General features: G+C 60.0%; 22 protein-coding genes and 1 other RNA gene. 19 read left to right on the forward strand and 4 right to left on the reverse strand.

All coding sequences use genetic code 11. From position 1 onward, the window contains the following. Window positions 1-32: 32 nt before the first annotated feature. Together AOA61_RS03495 and AOA61_RS03500 are read left to right on the forward strand one after the other, a co-directional pair. Window positions 33-677, forward strand: a complete 645-nt coding sequence (locus AOA61_RS03495; RefSeq protein ID WP_095183863.1) for an MBL fold metallo-hydrolase — start codon at window positions 33-35, stop codon at window positions 675-677. Window positions 678-912: 235 nt separating this feature from the next. Continuing rightward, complete coding sequence (locus AOA61_RS03500) at window positions 913-1,686, forward strand: OmpA family lipoprotein (protein ID WP_032886310.1); 774 nt, start codon at window positions 913-915, stop codon at window positions 1,684-1,686. A 68-nt stretch (window positions 1,687-1,754) separates the two neighbouring features. Here AOA61_RS03500 and AOA61_RS03505 read toward each other — a convergent pair whose 3' ends face one another. The 4 genes from AOA61_RS03505 to AOA61_RS03520 all read right to left on the reverse strand — a co-directional run bounded on the left by AOA61_RS03505 (window position 1,755) and on the right by AOA61_RS03520 (window position 5,201). Next, complete coding sequence (locus AOA61_RS03505; protein WP_032886311.1) at window positions 1,755-2,336, reverse strand: BON domain-containing protein; 582 nt, start codon at window positions 2,334-2,336, stop codon at window positions 1,755-1,757. Further along, window positions 2,333-2,926, reverse strand: coding sequence for a phosphoheptose isomerase (locus tag AOA61_RS03510; protein WP_032886312.1), 594 nt, complete (start codon window positions 2,924-2,926; stop codon window positions 2,333-2,335). Before AOA61_RS03510 ends, AOA61_RS03505 begins: the two co-directional genes overlap by 4 nt. A gap of 92 nt (window positions 2,927-3,018) precedes the next feature. Further along, window positions 3,019-3,390: a YraN family protein gene (locus AOA61_RS03515; protein ID WP_032886313.1), complete on the reverse strand. Its 372-nt coding sequence runs from the start codon at window positions 3,388-3,390 to the stop codon at window positions 3,019-3,021. Then, the gene (locus tag AOA61_RS03520; protein ID WP_095183864.1) at window positions 3,390-5,201 is read right to left on the reverse strand and encodes a penicillin-binding protein activator; all 1,812 of its coding nucleotides are present in this window, start codon (window positions 5,199-5,201) and stop codon (window positions 3,390-3,392) included. The genes AOA61_RS03515 and AOA61_RS03520 overlap by 1 nt, the downstream gene beginning before the upstream one ends. Before the next feature lie 187 nt (window positions 5,202-5,388). Here AOA61_RS03520 and rsmI point away from each other — a divergent pair, with 187 nt between their 5' ends. From rsmI to ftsZ, 17 genes are all read left to right on the forward strand, one after another. Beyond that, window positions 5,389-6,294, forward strand: a complete 906-nt coding sequence (gene rsmI, locus AOA61_RS03525; protein WP_163033157.1) for a 16S rRNA (cytidine(1402)-2'-O)-methyltransferase — start codon at window positions 5,389-5,391, stop codon at window positions 6,292-6,294. A 95-nt stretch (window positions 6,295-6,389) separates the two neighbouring features. After that, an RNA gene (gene rnpB / locus AOA61_RS03530) (RNase P RNA component class A) lies at window positions 6,390-6,743 on the forward strand. A 354-nt stretch (window positions 6,744-7,097) separates the two neighbouring features. Next, a complete protein-coding gene (gene mraZ / locus AOA61_RS03535; protein ID WP_003171868.1) occupies window positions 7,098-7,553 on the forward strand; it encodes a division/cell wall cluster transcriptional repressor MraZ in 456 nt (151 codons plus the stop codon). 2 nt (window positions 7,554-7,555) lie between these two features. Next, window positions 7,556-8,497, forward strand: coding sequence for a 16S rRNA (cytosine(1402)-N(4))-methyltransferase RsmH (gene rsmH / locus AOA61_RS03540; protein WP_095184312.1), 942 nt, complete (start codon window positions 7,556-7,558; stop codon window positions 8,495-8,497). Then, entirely contained in the window at window positions 8,494-8,787 is a 294-nt protein-coding gene (ftsL, locus tag AOA61_RS03545) for a cell division protein FtsL (protein WP_003216203.1), read from the forward strand. The genes rsmH and ftsL overlap by 4 nt, the downstream gene beginning before the upstream one ends. Continuing rightward, the gene (locus AOA61_RS03550; protein WP_163033163.1) at window positions 8,787-10,529 is read left to right on the forward strand and encodes a penicillin-binding protein 2; all 1,743 of its coding nucleotides are present in this window, start codon (window positions 8,787-8,789) and stop codon (window positions 10,527-10,529) included. The genes ftsL and AOA61_RS03550 overlap by 1 nt, the downstream gene beginning before the upstream one ends. Continuing rightward, the gene (gene murE / locus AOA61_RS03555) at window positions 10,529-11,992 is read left to right on the forward strand and encodes a UDP-N-acetylmuramoyl-L-alanyl-D-glutamate--2,6-diaminopimelate ligase (protein WP_032886317.1); all 1,464 of its coding nucleotides are present in this window, start codon (window positions 10,529-10,531) and stop codon (window positions 11,990-11,992) included. The genes AOA61_RS03550 and murE overlap by 1 nt, the downstream gene beginning before the upstream one ends. Continuing rightward, window positions 11,985-13,355, forward strand: a complete 1,371-nt coding sequence (murF, locus tag AOA61_RS03560) for a UDP-N-acetylmuramoyl-tripeptide--D-alanyl-D-alanine ligase (protein ID WP_032886318.1) — start codon at window positions 11,985-11,987, stop codon at window positions 13,353-13,355. Before murE ends, murF begins: the two co-directional genes overlap by 8 nt. After that, a complete protein-coding gene (mraY, locus tag AOA61_RS03565) occupies window positions 13,355-14,437 on the forward strand; it encodes a phospho-N-acetylmuramoyl-pentapeptide-transferase (protein WP_032886319.1) in 1,083 nt (360 codons plus the stop codon). The genes murF and mraY overlap by 1 nt, the downstream gene beginning before the upstream one ends. Window positions 14,438-14,443: 6 nt before the next feature. Continuing rightward, the gene (gene murD / locus AOA61_RS03570; RefSeq protein WP_032886320.1) at window positions 14,444-15,790 is read left to right on the forward strand and encodes a UDP-N-acetylmuramoyl-L-alanine--D-glutamate ligase; all 1,347 of its coding nucleotides are present in this window, start codon (window positions 14,444-14,446) and stop codon (window positions 15,788-15,790) included. Next, entirely contained in the window at window positions 15,787-17,010 is a 1,224-nt protein-coding gene (gene ftsW / locus AOA61_RS03575; protein WP_032886321.1) for a putative lipid II flippase FtsW, read from the forward strand. Before murD ends, ftsW begins: the two co-directional genes overlap by 4 nt. After that, complete coding sequence (gene murG, locus AOA61_RS03580) at window positions 17,000-18,070, forward strand: undecaprenyldiphospho-muramoylpentapeptide beta-N-acetylglucosaminyltransferase (protein WP_032886322.1); 1,071 nt, start codon at window positions 17,000-17,002, stop codon at window positions 18,068-18,070. Before ftsW ends, murG begins: the two co-directional genes overlap by 11 nt. Next, entirely contained in the window at window positions 18,063-19,508 is a 1,446-nt protein-coding gene (murC, locus tag AOA61_RS03585) for a UDP-N-acetylmuramate--L-alanine ligase (RefSeq protein WP_032886323.1), read from the forward strand. Before murG ends, murC begins: the two co-directional genes overlap by 8 nt. Beyond that, a complete protein-coding gene (locus tag AOA61_RS03590; RefSeq protein WP_099601151.1) occupies window positions 19,505-20,461 on the forward strand; it encodes a D-alanine--D-alanine ligase in 957 nt (318 codons plus the stop codon). The genes murC and AOA61_RS03590 overlap by 4 nt, the downstream gene beginning before the upstream one ends. A 4-nt stretch (window positions 20,462-20,465) precedes the next feature. After that, on the forward strand, window positions 20,466-21,335 hold the full coding sequence (locus AOA61_RS03595) for a cell division protein FtsQ/DivIB (RefSeq protein ID WP_032886325.1): 870 nt from the start codon (window positions 20,466-20,468) through the stop codon (window positions 21,333-21,335). A 15-nt stretch (window positions 21,336-21,350) separates the two neighbouring features. After that, a complete protein-coding gene (gene ftsA, locus AOA61_RS03600) occupies window positions 21,351-22,613 on the forward strand; it encodes a cell division protein FtsA (RefSeq protein WP_032886326.1) in 1,263 nt (420 codons plus the stop codon). Between the two features lie 66 nt (window positions 22,614-22,679). Further along, a complete protein-coding gene (gene ftsZ, locus AOA61_RS03605; protein ID WP_095183868.1) occupies window positions 22,680-23,885 on the forward strand; it encodes a cell division protein FtsZ in 1,206 nt (401 codons plus the stop codon). The last annotated feature ends 69 nt before the right edge of the window (window positions 23,886-23,954 follow it).

The raw sequence follows: 23,954 nt of genomic DNA on the forward strand, positions 1-23,954 counted from the left end.
CCCCCCAGTTAATTTGCACCAGAGGCCCGTTCATGGAAACCGCACAGCCACCCCTCATACGCGAAACCTTCCCTGTCGGTCCCCTGCAGTGCAACTGCACCATCATCGGCGATCCCATTACCAAAAAAGCCATTGTGGTCGACCCGGGCGGCAACCATGAATTGATCCTGGCCCGCCTGGACGCGCTGGGCCTCAAGGTGGTGAGCATCATCCATACCCACGCCCACCTCGATCACTTCCTGGCATCGGGTCAGTTGAAAGAGAAAACTGGCGCCACCTTGCACCTGCATAAGGAAGACCAGTTTCTGTGGGACAACCTGGAAATGCAGTGCCAGATGTTTCGCGTGCCTTATACCCCCGTGCCGTCGCCAGACCGTTGGCTGGAAGATGATGAAGAGTTAGCCTGCGGCTGTGGCGTTGCCTTGCATACTCCGGGTCACACGCCGGGCTCGATGAGTTTCTGGTTTGCCGACGCCAAGCTGCTGATCGCCGGCGATACGCTTTTCCGTCGTGGCGTGGGGCGTACAGATCTGTGGGGTGGAGACCAGGCCACGATTGTGCGCTCGATCAAACAGCGGCTTTATACGCTGGACGAGAGTGCCACGGTGGTCACCGGCCACGGACCGGACACGCGCCTGGGCGATGAGATGCGCGAGAATCCATTTGTGCGGGCTTGAGGCGGTGAAAGCGGGCTGATGCATGTTTCATGAGGGGTAATCTGTTGTAGTAAAAACGCAGGTCGCGTTCAGGCCGGGTCTGCTACGTTTTCTACAGCGGTAATGCGGGCTAACGTTTCGTTACAGCTGCGCGAGTGTTCACGGAATTTTTGCCATTTGTCGTGTTCCAAACTCGGCAAAGGTCCATTGCCAATGTCCTCTGCACCACAGAATGCAAAAAGTAGGAGCTCTCTTCATGTTCACTCCGCGTCGTCTGCTTGTAGTCGCCACCGCCGTAGCCCTTTTGTCCGGCTGCGCTTCACCTAATCCTTATGACGGCAGCAGCCAGGGACAGGCGAATAATGAATCCAGCGGTATGAGCAAAACCGCCAAGTACGGTGGTCTCGGTGCTCTTGCCGGTGCGTTGGCCGGTGCTGCCATTGACCATAACAACCGTGGCAAGGGTGCGCTGATCGGTGCGGTGGTGGCGGGTGCTGGTGCCGCGGGTTATGGCTACTACGCCGACCAACAGGAAAAGAAACTGCGCGAGAGCATGGCCAACACTGGAGTTGAAGTTCAGCGCCAGGGTGACCAGATCAAGCTGATCATGCCGGGCAATATCACCTTCGCGACCAACTCGGATGCGATCTCCAGCAGCTTCTATCAGCCGCTGAACAACCTGGCCAACTCCCTCAAACAGTTCAACCAAAACACCATCCAGATTGTTGGCTACACCGACAGTACCGGTAGCCGCCAACTGAACATGGACCTGTCCCAGCGTCGTGCGCAGAGCGTGGCCAACTACTTGACCTCCCAAGGCGTCAACGGTGCAAACCTGAGTGCCCGTGGTGCCGGTCCGGATAACCCGATTGCCAGCAACGCCGACGTCAACGGTCGCGCTCAGAACCGTCGCGTGGAAGTTAACCTGGGCCCAATCCCTGGCCAGCAGTACGGCCAGCCGGGGACCCAGCAACAGGCGCCACAACAGAACAACCAGTTCCAAGGCAACCCGTACTCGCAGTACCAGTAAACAACGGCTAATAAAAAGGGCGCCGTGCAGTCAATGCACGGCGCCCTTTTTTGTGGCTGTCGATTACATCAGTCGATGTATTCGAACACCTTCACGATTTTCTGCACGCCGGATACGCCCTGTACCAGGTTGGACGCACGGGTGGCTTCTGCCTGGGTCAGCAGGCCCATCAGGTAAACGATGCCGTTGTCCGTCACGACCTTGATGCGCGAGCCGGGGATCGCATTGTCGGTGAGCATCTGCGCTTTGATCTTGGTGGTCAGCAGCGCGTCATTACTGATGGCAAGCAGGGTAATCGGATCCATGACCTGCAATTCGTTGTGGACCTTCTTGACCCGCTGAACCGACGCAGCGGCCTGCTCGGCCTGGGCCTTGAGGTCGGCGCGCGGCGTTTGGCCTGCGAGCAGCACCACGCCGTTGAAGCTGGTTACGACGATACGCGACGCACCGTTGCCCAAGTCCGTTGCGGCTTTGGCGACGTTTACTTCGACCTTTGTTTCGATCAACGAGTCGTCAATCTTGCTGCCGAAGGTGCGGGTGCCCTTGTCATCCTGAATAGGGGTGTCACGTGTCGCAGTGATCGCCGTGCTGCAGCCGCTGATGCCGAGGCACAGCGTAATGGCCAAGAGGCCGAGGCGGTTAACGGTCATTCTTCACTCCCAAACAGTTGGCTGTCGATCAGATCGCACAGGCAGTGGATCGCCAGCAGGTGGACTTCCTGAATACGTGCGGTGACATTGGCCGGGACGCGAATTTCAACATCTTCGGGCAGTAACAGCGAGGCCATGCCGCCGCCATCGCGTCCGGTCAATGCTACGACAATCATTTCGCGATCATGTGCGGCCTGGATCGCTTGAATAATATTCGCCGAGTTGCCGCTGGTGGAAATCGCCAGCAGTACATCGCCTGGTTGGCCCAAGGCGCGGATCTGCTTGGAGAAGATTTCGTTGTAGCTGTAGTCATTGGCTATCGAGGTGATCGTCGACGAATCGGTGGTCAAGGCGATAGCCGGCAGGCTCGGACGCTCCCGCTCGAAGCGGTTGAGCAATTCGGACGAGAAATGCTGGGCATCGCCGGCCGAACCGCCGTTGCCGCACGAAAGCATTTTGCGTTCGGTGAGCAAGGCATTAACCATGACCTGACTGGCTTGCTCGATGTGCGGTGCAAGTACGTCCATCGCCTGTTGCTTGGTGTCGATGCTGGCCTGGAAAAGCTGGCGAATTCGGGATTGCATGTCCATCTGTGTGACCTTAATTAGCGCGGCTATTTGGCACAGGAATGTGCAGCCCGCAAAGCAAAGAGCAAAAGTGTGTGGTGAAGATGTCCGGCGAATCAGCTGTCGAAGGCATCTTTGAGCCAGTTCAGATCAGCCTTGCCTGACGGTGTGCTTTCTATGGCAACCACGTCGAAACGGCAGGGGGAGTTGGCCCAGCGATGCTCTTTTTGCAGGAAAAACTGCGCGGCGAGTATCAGCTTCTGACGCTTGCGCCCGTCGATACTGGCGAGCGCGCCACCCCATTGTGCGTGTTTTCTGTAGCGGACTTCGACGAATACTACTGTATCGCCGTCAAGCATGACCAGATCAAGCTCGCCGCGTTTACACAACCAGTTCTGCGCCAGCAGGCGCAGGCCTTGTTTTTGCAAGTGTTGCAGAGCTTGAAGTTCGGCATCCTTGCCGCTTTGCGCACTGGACCTCTCGGGCATCAGCGCGGGGTGTCCGGCAGGCGTTGGATCTCGCCACCGACGAACTTCGCCCATGGCATCTGGCGATCAACGCGCTGGTTGGCGCTGATACCCAGGTTGCCCGAAAGGCCGTCAACCCGTGTGTCCGGCAGGGCCTTGAGCTGGCCAAGGCGTGGCGCGAGGCGGTAGGCGTCGACACCCATTGCATACAGGCGGCCCAGGCTGCCGTTGGCTTGTGGCCATTGCGCCGCAACCTGGTTGCGCAGCGGGTCAGTGGTGTTGAGCAGCCAAGGCGTTTCGCAGAACATCACATTGGTCATGTCCAGGTACTGGTTGCGGTCACCGCTGGCGCTGAAAACGTGGGACGTTGCGTAGACCGGTACATCACCGGCGTACTGGAAGTTCAGGGTCGGCTTGATCTGCTGGGCCAGTTGCGGAGTGACGGCCAGGAAGATGAATTCGATGTCCTGGCGACGCGACGGTTGTGCCGCTACGTCAGTGCCAACGGTGCTTTGCAGGCTCTTGGCGCGGCCTTCGCTTTTACGCAGTTGGAACAGATCGGCAATCTGCTGGGCCAGGGCGACCGGCTGGTCAACATACTCGACCCCCATGACGGTGCCGCCGTTGGCTTCCCAATCCTGGCGGAACGCTTTGTAGACGCGCTCACCCCATTCGCCACGGGGCACCATCGCGGCAGCGCGATGCAGGCCGTCGGCACGGGCACGGCGCGAGACTTCGCGAGCTTCGTCTTCAGCGGCCAGGCCGAACTGGAACAATTGCGCTGGACCTTGATCGGTTTCGCTGTAGTTCAGTGCCAGGGTGGTGATCGGCAGTTGCGGGCGCGCACTGAGCTGCTTGACCAGCGGCTTCTCCAGTGGGCCGACGACTAATTGCACGCCGGCAGCCTGGGCCTTGGCGTAGAAGTCGTCGATGGAAGTCAGGCGCGAGCTGTCATAGAACTCGATCACCGGGGGCTTCTGCCCGGCTTGTTCAGCCTGGTAGTGAGCGGCCATGAAGCCTTCGCGCAGTGCCTTGCCCACGGAAGCCAGGGGGCCCTCTTGGGGCAGTAGCAGGGCAATCTTGCTCAAGGGCTGGCTTGCGAGTTCCTTGAGCTTGGTCAGCGGTGTTGGCAACTGCACGGCAGCCGGGTGGCCGGGGTTCTGCGCGCGCCAGGTGTCGATAGCGGCTTGTTGTTGCTCCAGCGTGCCGGCACCCTTGACCGCCTGGGCCAAGGTGATCCAGCCGTCCAGGGTCGGGTTGCCACTGGCTTGCAGTTGTTCGGCAGGTAGTGCGGCAATCAAAGTCCAGATGGCTTCGTGATTGCTTTGGGCTGCATCGCCAGTGAGCAGTGGCGCCATGGCGACACGCTCGCGGGCAGCGTTGAGGGTTTGGCCATCAGCCTCATAAGCACGAGCATGCACGGTACCTGTGCGGATCTGCTGTTCAGTCGGCAGGTCCTTCAGACTTTGCAGGCTCGCGTGGTTCAAGGCAGTCAGCGCAGCCTTCGGCTGGTTGCGTGCCATGGCCAGCTCGGCGGCCAGGGTGCTGGCGAACACTTGTGCTGCCGGCTTGAGGGCGTCCAGGGGCACTTGGGCAAGAATTTGCGACGAGCGGCCAGGGTTGTTTTGTTTATAAGCCATGTCTGCCGCACTCAGGCGCAGCAATGCGGCCTTTTCTGGCGTCTTGGCGGTGGTTGCCTGTTCGAGCAGTTGCTCGATACTGGCATCCGGGGTCCGTGGAAGTTCGCCAAGGCTGGACGAGGGCGAGCTGGCGCAAGCCGCCAGTAAGGCAGCGAGGCAGAGGGCAGAGAGCAGCCGCAGGCAAGCGATCATGTAAGTGTTCCTGATACCGATCAAATTAGCGTGGAATTGTACCCAAGCACTGGCCCAGGCGCGATGTTACTGGTGTGAAACCGTCGATTTAGGTCGTGCAAATGTTGGTATTGGGCTGTTGTAGGCAATCGGCGGCGGAAACGGCATCGACCGTGATGGCATATTTTCAAAGCATCTACGCGCTACAATGCGGCTTTTGCCAACCATCGAGGTGTGCGTTTTGACTGCTCCAGGTCCTTTGAATTCCACTGCAGGCTCGCTTTTTGTCGTGGCGACGCCCATTGGCAACCTGGACGACATCAGTGCCCGGGCGCTGAAAGTGTTGCGCGAGGTTAAATTGATCGCGGCGGAAGACACGCGGCACTCCCAGCGGTTGATGCAGCATTTTGGTATCAGCACGCCATTAGCCGCCTGTCACGAGCACAACGAGCGCGAAGAAGGCAGCCGCTTTATCGTGCGCCTGCTGGCCGGTGACGATGTGGCGCTGATCTCAGACGCGGGAACGCCGCTGATTTCTGATCCGGGTTACCACTTGGTTCGCCAGGCGCGGGCCGCTGGTATCAATGTAGTGCCTGTTCCGGGTGCGTGCGCACTGATTGCTGCATTGTCTGCCGCGGGGCTGCCTTCAGATCGGTTTATTTTCGAAGGTTTCCTGCCGGCCAAAGCAGTGGGGCGTCGTGCGCGTCTTGAAGCGGTAAAGGAAGAGCCGCGTACTTTGATCTTCTACGAAGCGCCGCACCGCATCCTTGAATGTCTGCAAGATATGGAATTGGTGTTTGGCGGCGAGCGCCTGGCATTGTTGGCGCGAGAACTGACTAAAACATTCGAAACCCTCAAGGGGCTGCCGCTGGAGGAGTTGCGTGCATTTGTCGAGGGCGACAGCAATCAACAGCGTGGCGAGTGTGTGGTGCTGGTGGCGGGCTGGACGGCGCCGGAGGCCGAAGATGCGGTCGGCAGCGAGGCCATGCGTATTCTTGACCTGCTCCTCAAGGAGATGCCTCTCAAGCGCGCCGCGGCCCTGGCTGCAGAAATTACCGGTCTGCGCAAGAATGTGTTGTATCAAGTTGCGCTGGATAAACAGAAAGCTGAATAGTTCCGGGGTTAAACCGGTATTCCGTCTGAACGTGATGGCCTTGGTGACTATTATTACTTGTCCTGAGGCCGTCGTGCCGTTAACCTGCGCGGCGGAGAGTCGATTGGACAGTCGCTGCCTTCTATGAAAATTAGGGGGGGGAGGAAAGTCCGGGCTCCATAGGGCGAAGTGCCAGGTAATGCCTGGGAGGCGTGAGCCTACGGAAAGTGCCACAGAAAATAACCGCCTAAGTACTTCGGTACCGGTAAGGGTGAAAAGGTGCGGTAAGAGCGCACCGCACGACTGGCAACAGTTCGTGGCTAGGTAAACCCCACTTGGAGCAAGACCAAATAGGGTCCCAAGGCGTGGCCCGCGCTGGGACCGGGTAGGTTGCTAAAGATGTCCAGTGATGGCCATCGTAGACGAATGACTGTTCAAGACAGAACCCGGCTTACAGATCGACTCTCCACCTTTTTCCTTCTGCCCGAGTCTCGGGCAGAAAACCGGTAATAACGCAAGAATCCTTCCCTGCCAAATCATTGGCAGATGCATCTTCGTAATACCAAAAAAATCTTACTCTTAATAAATTACTTTAACTTTAAGTCGTAGCTCTTTGAGCTATTTGCCCTTATTGGGTCAAAAATACCGCCGAACTCTGGTTTCTCCTGCTTTTACGCTCCTAAATCTCCGTTCTGTAAGGCTTTTCCTTGAATCCGCGCCTTGACGGTGTGGTGGGCGCATTCCTATAGTGTGCGCAAGTGGCGGAAAGTGGCACAAAGTGGGTTTTTTGAACGTAAAACGCTAAAATTTGGAGAAACGCATCTGTGTTTCGCGGAGCTAACGCTATCAGTCTCGATGCAAAAGGCCGTCTCGCCATGCCGAGCCGGTATCGTGACGAGCTGATTTCGCGAAGTTCCGGGCAATTAATCATCACTATCGATGCTGTTGATCCTTGTTTATGTGTTTACCCGCTCGATGAGTGGGAGTTGATTGAAACCAAATTGCGCGCCCTGCCTTCATTGCGTGAAGAAAACCGCCGCCTGCAGCGTTTGCTGATCGGTAATGCCGTCGACCTTGAGCTCGATGGCAGTGGTCGTTTCCTGGTGCCCCCGCGTCTTCGCGAGTACGCCAAGCTGGACAAGCGCGCAATGCTGGTTGGCCAACTGAACAAGTTCCAATTGTGGGACGAAGATGCCTGGGATGCTGTTTCTGCAGCTGACCTGGCTGCTATTCAACAACCGGGCGCTATGCCTGATGAACTGCGTGATTTGATCCTGTGACTATTGATAGCGGCTTTAACCACATCACCGTACTGCTTGACGAAGCCGTTGAGGCTCTCGCCGTACGCGCGGATGGCTGCTATTTGGATGGCACCTTTGGCAGGGGCGGGCACAGCCGGTTGATACTCAGCCAGCTCGGTCCCGACGGCAAGCTCCTCGGGTTCGACAAAGACCCCCAAGCGATTGCCACCGGGCAAGCGCTAGCGGCCGAAGACGGCCGCTTTGTCGTTGTGCAGCGCAGCTTTGCCGAGCTGGGTGCTGAAGTCGCCGAGCGTGGTATGGCGGGCAAGGTGGCCGGGGTTTTGCTCGACTTAGGCGTGTCTTCGCCACAGCTCGATGATCCGGAGCGCGGCTTCAGCTTCATGAACGATGGCCCTCTCGATATGCGCATGGATCCTACCCGTGGCATCAGTGCGGCACAGTTCATCGCCACCGCTCCCCATGAAGAAATTACCCGCGTATTCAAGGAATACGGTGAAGAGCGTTTCGCTGGTCGCATGGCACGTGCCGTGGTGGAGCGCCGTGAAATTCAGCCGTTCGAACGCACCGCCGACCTGGCCGAAGTACTCAAAGTCGCTAACCCTGCATGGGAAAAGGGCAAGAATCCTGCGACCCGTGCGTTCCAAGGCCTGCGCATTCACGTCAACAACGAACTGGGCGATCTGGAAGCTGGTCTTGAAGCCGCGCTGGACGCTTTGGAAGTGGGCGGTCGTCTAGTGGTGATCAGTTTCCACTCCCTTGAAGACCGCATCGTCAAATTGTTCATGCGTCGGTTGGTCAAGGGTGAGTCCGACAACCTGCCGCGCAACCTGCCGGTGCGTTTCGAAGCCTTTGTGCCGAAAATCAAAATCCATGGCAAAGCGCAGTTTGCTTCCGAGGCCGAACTCAAGGCCAACCCACGCTCCCGTAGCGCCGTCATGCGCGTCGCGGAGAAGCTGCGGTGAGCAAGCTTTTTGCCAAGCCCCTGCCGGGCGGCAGCTTCTTTATGTTGCTGCTGTTTGTCGGCGTGCTGGTGTCCGCGATTGCGGTGTCCTACAGCGCCCACTACAACCGTCAACTGCTTAACACCCTGTACGGGGAATTGAGTGTGCGCGACAAAGCGCAGGCGGAATGGGGTCGGTTGATCCTGGAGCAAAGCACCTGGACGGCCCATAGCCGTATCGAAGTTCTGGCCACCGAACAACTGAAAATGCACATTCCGGGCGCGGCCGAAGTCCGCATGGTGGCGCCATGATGAAGCTCGAGGGCGCACTTTATCCATGGCGCTTCCGACTGATGCTCGGGTTGCTGGCATTGATGGTGGGGGCGATTGCCTGGCGGATCATTGACTTGCAGGTCGTCGACCGTGACTTCCTGATCGGCCAGGGCGACGCCCGTAGCCTTCGTCATATCCCGATTCCTGCGCACCGCGGCCTGATTACCGACCGTAACGGCGAGCCTCTGGCCGTCAGTACGCCGGTAACTACCCTGTGGGCCAACGCCAAGGAGTTGCAGGTTGCCAAGGACAGGTGGCCACAACTGGCTGCCGCACTGGGCCAGGATCCAAAAGCCTTGGCCGAGCGCCTTGAGGCTCAAGCCAATAAAGAATTCATCTACCTTGTTCGTGGCCTCACCCCCGAGCAGGGCCAGCAAGTGCTCGACCTTAAAGTCCCCGGTGTCTACGGCATCGAGGAATTCCGTCGTTTCTATCCGGCCGGTGAAACCACCGCCCACATGGTCGGCTTTACCGACATCGATGACCACGGCCGCGAAGGTGTGGAGTTGGCCTACGACGAATGGCTGGCTGGTGTTCCCGGTAAACGACAAGTCATCAAGGATCGGCGCGGCAGACTGATCAAGGATGTCCAAGTCACCAAAAACGCCAAGGCCGGTAAGCCCTTGGCGTTGTCGATTGACCTGCGTCTGCAATACCTGGCCAACCGCGAGCTGCGTAACGCGATCATCGAGAACGGCGCCAAGGCCGGCAGCCTCGTGATCATGGACGTGAAGACCGGCGAGATCCTGGCTATGGTCAACCAGCCGACCTACAACCCGAATAACCGTCGCAACCTGCAGCCGGCGATGATGCGCAACCGCGCCATGATCGACGTGTTCGAGCCAGGTTCGACCATGAAAGCCATCTCCATGAGTGCCGCCCTGGAAACCGGGCGCTGGAAACCCAGCGACAAGGTCGAGGTGTACCCAGGCACTTTGCAGCTTGGCAAATACACTATTCGTGACGTATCGCGCACCGAAGGTCCGGTGTTGGATTTGACAGGCATCCTGATCAACTCCAGTAACGTGGGCATGAGTAAGGTCGCCTTCGATATCGGCGGTGAAACCATCTACCACCTGGCGCAGAAAATCGGCTTGGGCCAACCCACCGGTCTGGATTTTCCCGGTGAGCGTGTCGGCAACCTGCCGAACTACCGCGACTGGAAAAAAGCTGAGACCGCCACGCTTTCCTACGGTTACGGCCTGTCGGTAACCGCAATCCAGCTGGCGCACGCGTTCTCCGTGCTGGCCAACAACGGTCGCATGGTGCCGCTGAGCCTGATTCACGTCGACGAAGCGCCGAAAGCCACCCAGGTGATCCCGGAAAACGTCGCCAAGACTATGCAAGGCATGCTGCAACAAGTGATCGAAGCGCCGCGGGGTGTATTCCGTGCCCAAGTGCCGGCGTATCACGTGGCAGGCAAGTCCGGTACCGCGCGTAAAACGTCGGTGGGTACCAAGGGCTATGCCGAAAACTCCTACCGTTCGCTGTTCGCCGGCTTTGGCCCGATGAGCGATCCACGTTACGCCATTGTTGTAGTGATCGACGAGCCGAGCAAAGCCGGTTACTTCGGTGGTCTGGTCTCGGCGCCAGTGTTCAGCAAAGTGATGTCCGGCACCCTGCGCTTGATGAACATCACGCCGGACAACTTGCCGCCGACTCAACAAGCGAATGCCGGACCACCGGTTGCTGCAGTCAAAGCCAATGGAGGGCGCGGCTGATGTCTCTTAGCCTGAATAAGATTTTTGCCCACGCTGGTCGCGATCTGCTGATTCGCGAATTGACCCTCGACAGCCGTAACGTGCGCGCCGGTGATCTGTTCCTGGCGGTGCCAGGCGGCAAGGTCGATGGCCGTGCGCATATTGCCGACGCCTTGCAGCGCGGCGCCGCAGCCGTGGCTTATGAAGTGGAAGGCGCCACGGTGCTGCCGATCACCGACGTGCCGCTGATCCCTGTCAAAGGCTTGGCCAAGCAATTGTCGGACATCGCCGGGCGCTTCTATGGCGACCCGAGCCGCCATCTCAATCTGGTGGGTGTGACCGGTACCAACGGCAAGACCAGTGTGACCCAACTGGTTGCCCAGGCGCTTGACCTGCTGGGCCAGCACTGCGGCATCGTTGGCACCCTTGGCACCGGTTTTTATGGCGCGCTTCAAAGCGGCCTGCACACCACGCCCAATCCTATTGCTGTGCAAGCGACCCTGGCCGACCTGAAAAAGGCCGGTGCCAAGGCGGTTGCCATGGAAGTCTCGTCCCATGGTCTGGACCAGGGCCGCGTAACCGCCCTGGCCTTTGATGTGGCGGTGATGACCAACCTGTCCCGCGACCACCTGGACTACCACGGCACGATGGAGGCGTATGCGTCCGCCAAGGCCAAGCTGTTCGCCTGGAATGACCTGAAGTGCCGGGTTGTGAACCTGGACGACGAGTTCGGTCGCCAGTTGGCCGCGCAGGACAGCGAATCGCGTTTGATCAGCTACAGCCTGCTGGACTCCAGCGCGTACCTGTATTGCCGCGAAGCCCAATTTAATGACGAAGGCGTTCGCGCCACGTTGGTAACGCCCCAAGGCGAACATCACCTGCGCAGCACCTTGCTCGGGCGGTTCAACCTCAGCAACGTCCTCGCCGCTATCGGCGCGCTGCTTGGCCTGGATTACGCCCTGGACGAAATCCTCAAAGTGCTGCCGAAGCTGGAAGGTCCGGCCGGTCGCATGCAACGCCTGGGTGGCGGCACTCAGCCGCTGGTGGTGGTTGATTACGCCCACACCCCGGATGCCCTTGAAAAAGTCCTCGAAGCCTTGCGTCCTCACGCCAAAGGGAAGTTGCTGTGCCTGTTCGGTTGCGGCGGTGATCGCGATCGCGGCAAGCGTCCGCTGATGGCCGAGATTGTCGAGCGACTGGCCGACGGCGTACTCGTCACCGATGACAACCCGCGCAGCGAAAACCCGAGCCAGATCTTCGACGATATCCGCGCAGGCTTTAAAGACGCGTCCAAGGCTACTTTCGTTGCCGGTCGTGGTGCCGCCATCGCCCAGTTGATCGCCAGTGCCAGCGCTGATGACGTAGTAGTACTGGCCGGCAAGGGGCACGAGGACTACCAGGAAATCAATGGCGAGCGTCATGCCTTCTCCGATCTGGTCGAGGCCGATCACGCCTTGACCGCCTGGGAGATTGCCCATGCTTAAAGCGATGAAATTCAGCGAGCTGAGCCAGGCTCTGTCCGCTCGTATGCTGTCGAGCGATTGCTGCTTCGATGGCGTGAGTATCGACAGTCGCGCGATCAAGCCTGGGCAACTGTTTGTCGCCTTGGCCGGACCGCGCTTTGACGGTCACGACTACCTGAATGAAGTGGCCGCCAAAGGTGCCGTGGGTGCCTTGGTTCAGCGCGAAGTCGCCGACTCCACCTTGCCGCAACTGCTCGTCGCCGATACCCGCTTGGCTCTCGGTCAATTGGGCGCGCTGAACCGTGCTGCTTTTAATAAGCCTGTCGCAGCCGTTACCGGCTCCAGCGGCAAGACAACGGTCAAGGAACTGCTTGCTGGTGTACTGCGTACGCGCGGCCCGGTGCTTGCGACCCGTGGCAACCTTAATAATGACTTTGGCGCTCCGCTGACCCTGCTTGAACTCGCCCCGGAACACACGGCGGCAGTGATCGAACTGGGGGCTTCGCGTATCGGCGAAATCGCCTACACCGTGGCGCTGACCAAGCCCCACGTAGCAATTATCAACAACGCTGGTACTGCCCACGTTGGCGAGTTCGGTGGCCCGGAAAAAATCGTCGAAGCCAAGGGCGAGATTCTTGAGGGCCTGGATGCATCGGGCACCGCGGTTTTGAATTTGGACGACAAGGCCTTCGAGACCTGGCGTGTACGCGCCGCCGGTCGCAAGGTCCTGACATTTGCCGTGCTTAACGCAGCGGCTGATTTCCATGCATCCAACATCACCGTCGATGCCCGTGGCTGCCCGTCCTTCACCTTGCACACCCCGCAAGGTGACGAACACGTGCAACTGAATTTGTTGGGCAACCATAACGTCGCCAATGCCCTGGCCGCCGCCGCTGCGGCCCATGCCTTGGGCGTTTCGCTGTTCGGTATCGCCACGGGCCTGGGCGCGGTGCAACCGGTCAAGGGTCGTACCGTGGCGCAGTTGGCAACCAACGGCATGCGTGTGATTGATGACACCTACAACGCCAACCCATCGTCCATTAATGCCGCTGTAGACCTGCTAAAGGGTTTTGACGGTCGCAAGGTGCTGGTACTGGGTGACATCGGCGAATTGGGCGACTGGGCTGAACAAGGCCACCGCGAAGTCGGCGCGTATGCCGCAGGCAAAGTCGACGCCCTCTACGCCGTTGGTACGAACATGGCCCATGCCGTGGCTGCCTTCGGCCAAGGTGCGCGACATTTCGCAACCCAGGCCGAGTTGATTCAGGCGCTGGGCACAGCAGAACAAGACAAACACACAACCATTTTGATCAAGGGATCGCGCAGCGCGGTGATGGAAAACGTCGTCGCGGCCTTGTGTGGCTCAAGTACGGAGAAACATTAATGCTGCTGCTGCTGGCTGAGTATCTGCAACAGTTCCACAAAGGCTTCGCGGTCTTTCAGTACCTGACCCTGCGCGGGATCCTGGGTGTGCTGACCGCGCTGTCTTTGTCGCTGTTTTTGGGGCCGTGGATGATCCGCACCCTGCAGAACCTGCAAATTGGTCAATCGGTTCGTAATGACGGCCCGCAGTCGCACCTGTCCAAGTCCGGCACCCCGACAATGGGCGGCGCGTTGATCCTGTCGTCCATCGGCATCAGCACCTTGCTGTGGGCCGACCTGCACAACCGCTACGTCTGGGTAGTGCTGCTGGTGACCTTGCTGTTCGGCGCCATCGGCTGGGTCGATGACTACCGCAAAGTGATCGAGAAAAACTCCAAGGGGCTGCCAAGCCGCTGGAAGTATTTCTGGCAGTCGGTGTTCGGCCTGGGCGCAGCGATCTTCCTGTACACCACGGCGCCAAGCGCAGTGGAAACCACCCTGATCATCCCGATGCTCAAGGACGCCAGCATTCCATTGGGTATCGGCTTCGTGGTGCTGACCTACTTCGTGATCGTCGGCTCCAGCAACGCGGTGAACCTGACCGACGGCCTCGACGGCCTGGCGATCATGCCGACGGTGATGGTGGGCGGCGCGCTTGGCATCTTCTGCTACCTGTCAGGTAACGTGAAATTCGCTGAGTACCTGCTGATCCCTTACGTACCGGGCGCGGGTGAACTGATTGTGTTCTGCGGCGCACTGATCGGTGCCGGCCTGGGCTTCCTGTGGTTCAACACCTACCCGGCGCAAGTTTTCATGGGCGACGTCGGCGCCCTGGCGCTCGGCGCAGCCCTGGGCACGATCGCGGTGATTGTTCGCCAGGAAATCGTGCTGTTCATCATGGGCGGTGTGTTCGTGATGGAAACCCTGTCGGTGGTCATCCAGGTGGCGTCCTTCAAGTTGACCGGGCGCCGCGTGTTCCGCATGGCGCCGATTCACCACCACTTTGAACTCAAGGGCTGGCCCGAGCCACGCGTGATCGTCCGTTTTTGGATCATCACTGTGATTCTCGTACTGGTTGGCCTTGCCACCCTGAAACTGAGGTAGAAACGAGTGTCCCTGATCGCTTCAGACCACTTCCGCATCGTTGTCGGCCTCGGCAAGAGCGGCATGTCCCTGGTTCGCTTCCTGGCGAACCGGGGCACGTCGTTTGCCGTGGCCGATACGCGGGAAAATCCACCGGAGCTGGTCACGCTGCGCCGTGACTACCCGCACGTGGAAGTGCGTTGTGGCGAGCTGGATGTCGAGTTTCTGTGCCGCGCCGATGAGCTCTACGTGAGCCCCGGCCTAGCCCTGGCGACACCGGCCCTGCAAGCCGCAGCGGCCCGTGGCGTGAAGCTGTCCGGCGATATCGACCTGTTCGCGCGTAACGCGAAGGCGCCGATAGTAGCCATCAGCGGTTCCAACGCGAAAAGCACCGTGACCACACTGGTCGGTGAGATGGCGATGGCGGCCGGCAAGCGCGTGGCCGTGGGCGGTAACCTCGGCACCCCGGCGCTGGACCTGCTCAGCGACGACATCGAGCTGTACGTGATGGAACTGTCTAGTTTCCAGCTGGAAACCACCCATGACCTCGGCGCCGAAGTCGCCACTGTTCTGAACGTCAGCGAAGACCACATGGACCGCTACAGCGGCCTGCCGGCATATCATCTGGCCAAGCACCGGATCTTCCGCGGCGCCAAGCAATTTGTGGTCAACCGCCAGGATGCCCTTAGCCGTCCGCTGATGGGCGAGGGCATGCCCTGCTGGACCTTCGGTTTGGGCAAGCCCGACTTCAAGGCCTTCGGTATCCGCGAAGAGAACGGCGAGAAATACCTGGCCTTCGAATTTCAGAACCTGATGCCAGTGCGCGAGCTGAAAATTCGTGGTGCCCATAATCAGTCCAACGCCCTGGCGGCATTAGCGCTTGGCCATGCCGTTGGCCTGCCATTCGACGCGATGCTCTCCAGCCTGCGCACCTTCGCCGGTCTTGAACACCGCTGCCAGTGGGTGCGTGATCTCGATGGCGTCAGCTATTACAACGACTCCAAAGCCACCAACGTCGGCGCCGCACTGGCTGCGATCGAAGGGCTTGGCGCCGATATCGACGGCAAGCTGGTGCTGATTGCCGGTGGCGATGGCAAGGGCGCCGATTTCAAAGATCTCAAGGCACCGGTGGCTGCGCATTGCCGCGCCGTGGTCTTGATGGGCCGCGACTCCGACTTGATCGCCGCCGCGCTTGGTGACGCCGTGCCACAGGTGCGTGCCACCTCCTTGGACGACGCCATTGCCCAATGCAAAGCCCTGGCCCAACCAGGCGATGCGGTACTGCTGTCGCCGGCGTGCGCCAGTTTCGACATGTTCAAGAACTACGAAGAGCGCGGCCAGTTGTTCGCCCGCGCCGTGGAGGGCTTGGCATGAGCATTGATTTCAGAAACATCATTAAGCCGTACCCGTCGCCGATCATCACCGGGCGTGGCATCGACCTTGATTTCCCAATGCTCGCCGGTTGCCTCGCGCTGCTGGGCCTGGGCCTGGTGATGATCACCTCGGCCTCTTCCGAAGTGGCTGCCGTGCAGTCGGGCAACACCCTGTACATGATGATCCGTCACCTGGTGTACCTGATCATCGGTCTGGGTGCGTGCATCGTCACCATGATGATCCCCATCGCCACCTGGCAGCGTCTCGGTTGGCTGATGCTGATCGGCGCGTTTGGCTTGCTGGTCATGGTGATCGTGCCGGGTATCGGCCGCGAGGTGAACGGCTCGATGCGCTGGATTGGTTTCGGCGCGTTCAACGTGCAACCGTCGGAAATCGCCAAGGTGTTCGTGGTGATCTATCTCGCCGGTTACCTGGTGCGTCGTCAGAAGGAAGTGCGCGAAAGCTGGATGGGCTTCTTCAAGCCATTCATCGTGCTTCTGCCCATGGCCGGCCTCTTGCTGATGGAGCCCGACTTCGGCGCCACCGTCGTGATGATGGGGGCGGCAGCGGCGATGCTTTTCCTCGGCGGTGTGGGCCTGTTCCGCTTCAGTTTGATGGTGGTGCTGGCAGTGGCGGCCGTGACCATCCTGGTGCAGGCGCAACCCTACCGGATGGCGCGTCTGATTACCTTTACCGACCCGTGGTCCGACCAGTTTGGCTCCGGCTATCAATTGACCCAGGCGTTGATCGCCTTTGGTCGTGGTGAGTGGCTGGGCGTTGGCCTGGGCAATAGCGTGCAGAAGCAGTTCTACCTTCCGGAAGCCCACACCGACTTCGTGTTCTCGGTACTCGCCGAAGAGTTGGGCGTGGTTGGTTCGCTGTGCACCGTCGCGCTGTTTGTGTTCGTGTGTGTACGCGGCATGTACATCGGCTTGTGGGCCGAGAAGGCCAAACAGTATTTCGCCGCCTATGTGGCGTACGGCTTGTCGTTCCTGTGGATCGGCCAGTTCTTGATCAATATCGGTGTGAACGTCGGCCTGCTGCCGACCAAGGGGCTGACCTTGCCGTTCCTCAGTTACGGCGGCAGTTCGCTGGTGATTTGCTGCGCCTGTCTGGGCTTGTTGCTGCGCATCGAGTGGGAGAGTCGAACCCACTTGGGCAGCGAAGAGATGGAGTTCAGCGAAAGCGACTTCGCCGAGGAGCCGACCCATGGGCGCTAATGTGCTGATCATGGCTGGCGGCACTGGGGGCCACGTATTCCCAGCCCTGGCGTGTGCGCGCGAGTTCCAGAACCGTGGCTACACCGTGCACTGGTTGGGCACGCCGCGCGGTATCGAAAACGAATTGGTACCGAGTGCCGGCTTGCCGTTGCATCTGATCAACGTCACAGGCCTGCGCGGCAAGGGCAAGTTGTCCTTGCTCAAGGCACCTTTCGTCTTGCTCAAGGCGGTGTGGCAGGCGCGCAAGGTCATCCGTGAATTGCAGCCGGTGTGTGTGCTCGGTTTTGGCGGTTATGTAACCGGCCCTGGCGGCGTCGCGGCCAAGCTCGCCGGTGTGCCGGTGATCGTGCACGAGCAGAACGCTGTGGCCGGCACCGCCAACCGCTTGCTGGTGCCGTTGGCTGCGCGGGTGTGTGAAGCGTTTCCCAACACTTTCAGTGTGTCGGATAAGCGCCGTACCACCGGCAACCCGGTGCGCACCGAGCTGTTTATGGACATCGCCCGCGAAGCACTGGCGGGTCGCAAGGCGCACCTGCTGATCCTGGGCGGAAGCCTGGGCGCTGAGCCATTGAACAAATTGCTACCGGAAGCGGTGGCGCAACTCCCTGTGGAATTGCGCCCGGAGATCTTCCATCAGGCCGGCAAGAACCACGATGAAATCACCGCCACGCGTTATCGCGAAGCCGGTGTCGAGGCGAATGTACAGCCTTTCATTAAAGACATGGCCCATGCCTATGGCTGGGCCGACCTGGTGGTCTGTCGCGCTGGTGCGCTGACCGTCAGTGAACTGGCCGCCGCCGGTCTGCCGTCCTTGCTGGTGCCTTTGCCCCACGCCATCGACGATCACCAGACCCGCAACGCCGAATATTTGGCCGGGGAGGGCGCTGCCTTCCTGCTGCCGCAAAGAACGACTGGCGCCGCCGATTTGGCCGCACGCCTGACCGAGGTTTTGATGCAACCGGAACGACTCAACAATATGGCGAGCACCGCAAGCCGCCTGGCCAAACCTGACGCAACCCGCACCGTGGTGGATATCTGCCTGGAGGTGGCCCATGGTTGAGAATCAGAAAGCCATGCCACAACCCGAGATGCGCCGCATCCGTCGCATCCACTTCGTCGGTATCGGCGGCGTGGGCATGTGCGGCATTGCCGAAGTGTTACTGAACTTGGGCTACCAAGTGTCCGGCTCGGACTTGAAAGAGTCGCCGGTCACCGAGCGCCTGAAGTCGTTTGGCGCACAGATTTTCATCGGCCACCGCGCTGAGAACGCCGCTGAGGCCGACGTGCTGGTGGTGTCCAGCGCCGTGAACACTTCCAACCCGGAAGTGGCCACCGCCCTTGAGCGCCGCATTCCCGTGGTGCCACGTGCCGAGATGCTGGCCGAGTTGATGCGTTATCGCCACGGCATCGCCGTCGCCGGTACCCACGGCAAGACCACCACGACCAGCCTGATCGCTTCGGTGTTCGCCGCTGGTGGCCTGGACCCGACCTTCGTTATCGGTGGCCGCCTGAATGCAGCCGGCACCAATGCCCAGCTCGGCACCAGCCGCTACCTGATCGCCGAAGCCGATGAAAGCGACGCGAGCTTCCTGCACCTGCAACCGCTTGTGGCCGTCGTGACCAACATTGACGAAGACCACATGGCGACCTACGACGGTGACTTCAACAAGTTGAAGAAAACCTTCGTCGAGTTCCTGCATAACCTGCCGTTCTACGGTTTGGCCGTGGTATGCCTGGACGATCCGGTAGTGCGTGAAATCCTGCCGCTGGTCAAGCGTCCGACCGTGACCTACGGCTTCAGCGAAGACGCCGACGTGCGTGCGATCAATGTGCGCCAGGAAGGCATGCAAACCTTCTTCACCGTACTGCGTCCTGACCGTGAGCCGCTGGATGTGTCGGTGAACATGCCGGGCAACCACAACGTATTGAATTCCCTGGCGACCATCTGCATCGCTTCCGATGAAGGCGTCAGCGATGAAGCCATCGTGGAAGGCCTGTCGCGTTTTGCGGGTGTCGGCCGTCGTTTCCAAGTCTACGGCCAACTGCCGGTAGAGGGTGGCGACGTGATGCTGGTGGACGACTACGGTCACCACCCGACTGAAGTTGCCGCAGTGATCAAGGCCGTGCGCGGTGGTTGGCCGGAGCGCCGCCTGGTGATGGTCTACCAACCGCACCGCTACAGCCGGACCCGCGATCTGTATGACGACTTCGTCAATGTATTGGCCGATGCCAACGTGCTGCTGTTGATGGAGGTTTACCCGGCCGGTGAAGAACCGATCCCGGGCGCCGATAGCCGCAAGCTGTGCAACAGCATTCGTCAGCGTGGTCAGCTTGACCCGATCTACATCGAGCGCGGTGTGGACCTGGCACCGATCGTCAAACCGCTGCTGCGCGCTGGTGACATTCTGCTGTGCCAAGGCGCAGGTGATATCGGCGGCCTTGCCCCTAAACTATTGGCGAGCCCGCTGTTTGCCGCCGAGAAGGGGAAGTCGAAATGACTACTGACTACGGCTCCCTGTTTTCGACAATCGCGCCAGCCGACTTCGGCCGTGTGGCGGTGCTGTTCGGCGGCAAGAGCGCCGAGCGCGAAGTGTCGCTCAAGTCCGGCAACGCCGTGCTCGAAGCTCTGCAAAGCGCCGGCGTGAATGCGTTTGGTATCGACGTGGGCGATGACTTCCTCGCCCGCCTGCAGGCCGAAAAGATCGACCGCGCCTTCATTATTCTTCACGGCCGTGGCGGTGAAGACGGCAGCATGCAGGGCCTGCTGGAATGCGCCGGTATTCCTTACACCGGCAGTGGCATCCTCGCCTCGGCACTGGCCATGGACAAGCTGCGCACCAAGCAGGTGTGGCACAGCCTGGGTATTCCAACCCCGCGTCACGCTGTTCTGTGCAGCGAAGACGATTGTATTTCTGCAGCCAAGGAACTGGGCCTGCCTTTGATCGTCAAACCAGCCCATGAAGGCTCCAGTATCGGCATGGCCAAAGTGAACTCGGCCGCCGAATTGATCGACGCATGGAAAGCGGCAAGTACCTACGATTCGCAAGTGTTGGTGGAACAGTGGATCCAGGGTCCCGAGTACACCATCGCCACCCTGCGTGGCCAAGTATTGCCGCCTATCGCATTGGGCACGCCCCACACCTTTTACGACTACGACGCCAAGTACCTGGCATCCGATACCCAGTATCGGGTCCCATGCGGCCTTGACGCAGCCAAGGAACAGGAATTGATGGACCTCACGGCGAAGGCCTGTGAGGCGCTGGGTATCGCCGGCTGGGCGCGGGCAGACGTGATGCAGGATGACCAAGGGGAGTTCTGGTTCCTGGAAGTCAACACTGCGCCGGGCATGACCGACCACAGCCTGGTACCTATGGCCGCTCGCGCAGCCGGCTTGGATTTCCAGCAGTTGGTGCTGGCAATTCTTGCCGCCAGCATTGAGCCAAGAGGCTAAGGACATGAAAGGCGCATCGCTTCGTCATCAGCCCCCACAAGCACCGAGCCGCAAGCCGGTGCCACGGGGTGCCAGCCGAATGGTGGCTAAAGAGCCGATGTCGGCGCGCCTGCCGAAAGCCAACTTTGGTTTCCTCAAGGCGCTGTTCTGGCCGGTGCTGCTGGTGGCATTGGGTTTCGGCACTTACGAAGGTGCGCAGCGTCTATTGCCGTACGCCGACCGTCCGATCACCAAGATCAGCGTGCAGGGCGACTTGAGCTACATCAGCCAGCAAGCGGTGCAGCAGCGCATTGGCCCTTACCTGGCCGCGAGCTTCTTCACCATCGACCTGGCCGGTATGCGCGGTGAGCTGGAACAGATGCCGTGGATCGCCCACGCCGAAGTCCGTCGTGTGTGGCCGGACCAGGTGACGATCCGCCTGGAGGAACAACTGCCCGTGGCCCGTTGGGGTGATGAAGCGCTGTTGAACAACCAGGGCCAGGCGTTCACCCCGCGTGAGCTGGCCAACTATGAGCACCTGCCGCAGCTGTTCGGGCCGCAGCGGGCGCAGCAGCAAGTAATGCAGCAGTACCAGGCCTTGAGCCAGATGCTGCGGCCAATGGGCTTCTCCATTGCACGCCTGGAACTGCGTGAACGGGGTAGCTGGTTTTTGACGACCGGGGCAGGCAGTTCCGGCCCGGGCATCCAGTTGTTGCTGGGACGCGACCGCTTGGTGGAGAAGATGCGCCGTTTCATTGCCATCTACGACAAGACCTTGAAAGAACAGATTACGAACATTGCGAGCGTCGACCTGCGTTACGCCAACGGCCTTGCCGTCGGCTGGCGTGAACCGGCTGCGCCCACGGCAGCGCAACCCGCTGTCGCGAAGAATTAAGAAGAGGCAGGACCCATGGCAAACGTGCAAAGCGGCAAAATGATCGTCGGTCTCGATATCGGCACCTCCAAAGTGGTGGCGCTGGTGGGCGAGGTCGGGGAAGACGGCGCGATCGAAATCGTCGGTATTGGCACGCATCCGTCCCGGGGCCTGAAGAAGGGCGTGGTGGTGAACATCGAGTCCACTGTGCAATCGATCCAGCGCGCTATCGAAGAAGCGCAGCTGATGGCCGGTTGCCGGATTCACTCGGCGTTTGTCGGCGTGGCGGGCAACCATATCCGTAGCCTGAACTCCCACGGCATCGTGGCTATCCGTGACCGTGAAGTCAGCGCCGCCGACCTTGAGCGCGTCCTCGACGCCGCCCAGGCCGTGGCGATCCCGGCCGATCAGCGCGTGCTGCACACCCTGCCGCAGGATTACGTGATCGATAACCAGGAAGGCGTTCGCGAGCCTCTGGGCATGTCGGGCGTACGTCTGGAAGCCAAGGTCCACGTGGTGACCTGCGCTGTCAACGCTGCACAGAACATTGAAAAATGCGTGCGCCGCTGCGGCCTGGAAATCGACGACATCATTCTTGAGCAACTGGCGTCTGCGTACTCGGTACTGACCGACGACGAGAAAGAGCTGGGCGTGTGCCTGGTGGACATCGGCGGCGGCACCACCGACATCGCGATCTTCACCGAGGGCGCGATCCGTCACACCGCCGTAATCCCGATTGCAGGCGACCAGGTTACCAACGACATCGCCATGGCGTTGCGTACACCGACCCAGTACGCCGAAGAAATCAAGATCCGCTACGCCTGCGCCCTGGCCAAGCTGGCCGGTGCCGGCGAAACCATCAAGGTTCCGAGCGTGGGCGACCGTCCACCGCGCGAACTGTCGCGCCAGGCTTTGGCCGAAGTGGTCGAGCCGCGTTACGACGAGCTGTTCACCCTGATCCAGGCTGAACTGCGCCGCAGTGGCTACGAAGATTTGATCCCGGCCGGCATCGTGCTGACGGGTGGCACCTCGAAGATGGAAGGCGCGGTCGAACTGGCCGAGGAAATCTTCCACATGCCGGTCCGTCTGGGCGTGCCCCATGGCGTCAAAGGCCTGGGAGACGTGGTGCGCAACCCGATTTATTCCACCGGTGTGGGCTTGCTGTTGTACGGACTGCAAAAGCAGACCGACGGCATTTCCCTGTCGGGCCCGAGCATCCGTGACAGCTACCGCAGCGACGACGAGGCCAAAGCGCCGTTGTTCGAACGGTTACAGGCTTGGGTAAAAGGCAATTTCTAAAGCTTTACCGCAACACCGATGTAAGCAGTAGGCGAAAAAACTAGAGATAACGAAAGGAGAGGGAACATGTTCGAACTCGTAGACAACATCCCCGCCAGCCCGGTCATCAAAGTGATCGGTGTCGGCGGTGGCGGCGGCAACGCTGTCAACCATATGGTCAAGAGCAACATTGAAGGCGTTGAATTCATCTGCGCCAACACTGATGCCCAGGCGCTGAAAAGCATCGGCGCGCGGACCATCCTGCAATTGGGCACTGCTGTGACCAAGGGCCTCGGCGCTGGCGCCAATCCGGAAGTTGGCCGTCAAGCCGCTTTGGAAGACCGTGAGCGTATTGCCGAAGTGCTGCAAGGCACCAACATGGTGTTCATCACCACTGGCATGGGCGGCGGTACCGGTACCGGTGCGGCCCCGATCATTGCCGAAGTGGCCAAGGAAATGGGCATTCTGACGGTTGCAGTCGTGACCCGCCCGTTCCCGTTCGAAGGTCGCAAGCGCATGCAGATCGCCGACGAAGGTATCCGTCTGCTGTCTGAAAGCGTCGACTCGTTGATCACCATTCCTAACGAGAAATTGCTGACCATCCTGGGCAAGGACGCAAGCCTGCTGTCCGCGTTCGCCAAGGCTGACGATGTACTGGCCGGTGCCGTTCGCGGTATTTCCGACATCATCAAACGCCCAGGCATGATCAACGTCGACTTTGCCGACGTACGTACTGTCATGAGCGAAATGGGCATGGCGATGATGGGCACTGGCTGCGCCAGCGGTCCTAACCGTGCACGTGAAGCCACCGAAGCGGCCATCCGCAACCCGCTGCTGGAAGACGTGAACCTGCAAGGCGCACGCGGCATCCTGGTGAACATCACTGCCGGTCCTGACCTGTCCCTGGGTGAGTACTCCGACGTGGGTAGCATCATCGAAGCCTTTGCTTCCGAGCACGCGATGGTCAAAGTCGGTACCGTTATCGATCCAGACATGCGCGACGAACTGCACGTGACTGTGGTTGCTACCGGCCTGGGCGCGAAAATCGAGAAGCCTGTAAAGGTTATCGACAACACCGTTCATACAAACCATGCCAGCCACGCCAGCCAATCGGCTGCAGCTCCAGCGCCTGTGCGCCCGGAAATGCCGTCGGTGAACTACCGTGACCTGGATCGTCCGACCGTGATGCGCAACCAGGCTCAGGCCGGTGCTGCGGCGTCCCGTAGCCCGAATCCGCAAGATGACCTGGACTACCTGGACATCCCGGCATTCCTGCGTCGTCAGGCCGATTGATGGAATGTATCAGGGCTATGAAGGTGATTGGTGTTCAGCAAAGGTCTGGTCTGCTATTATCGCCAGCCT

The organism is Pseudomonas sp. 2995-1 (genome assembly GCF_002742505.1).
Lineage (GTDB): Bacteria > Pseudomonadota > Gammaproteobacteria > Pseudomonadales > Pseudomonadaceae > Aquipseudomonas > Aquipseudomonas sivasensis.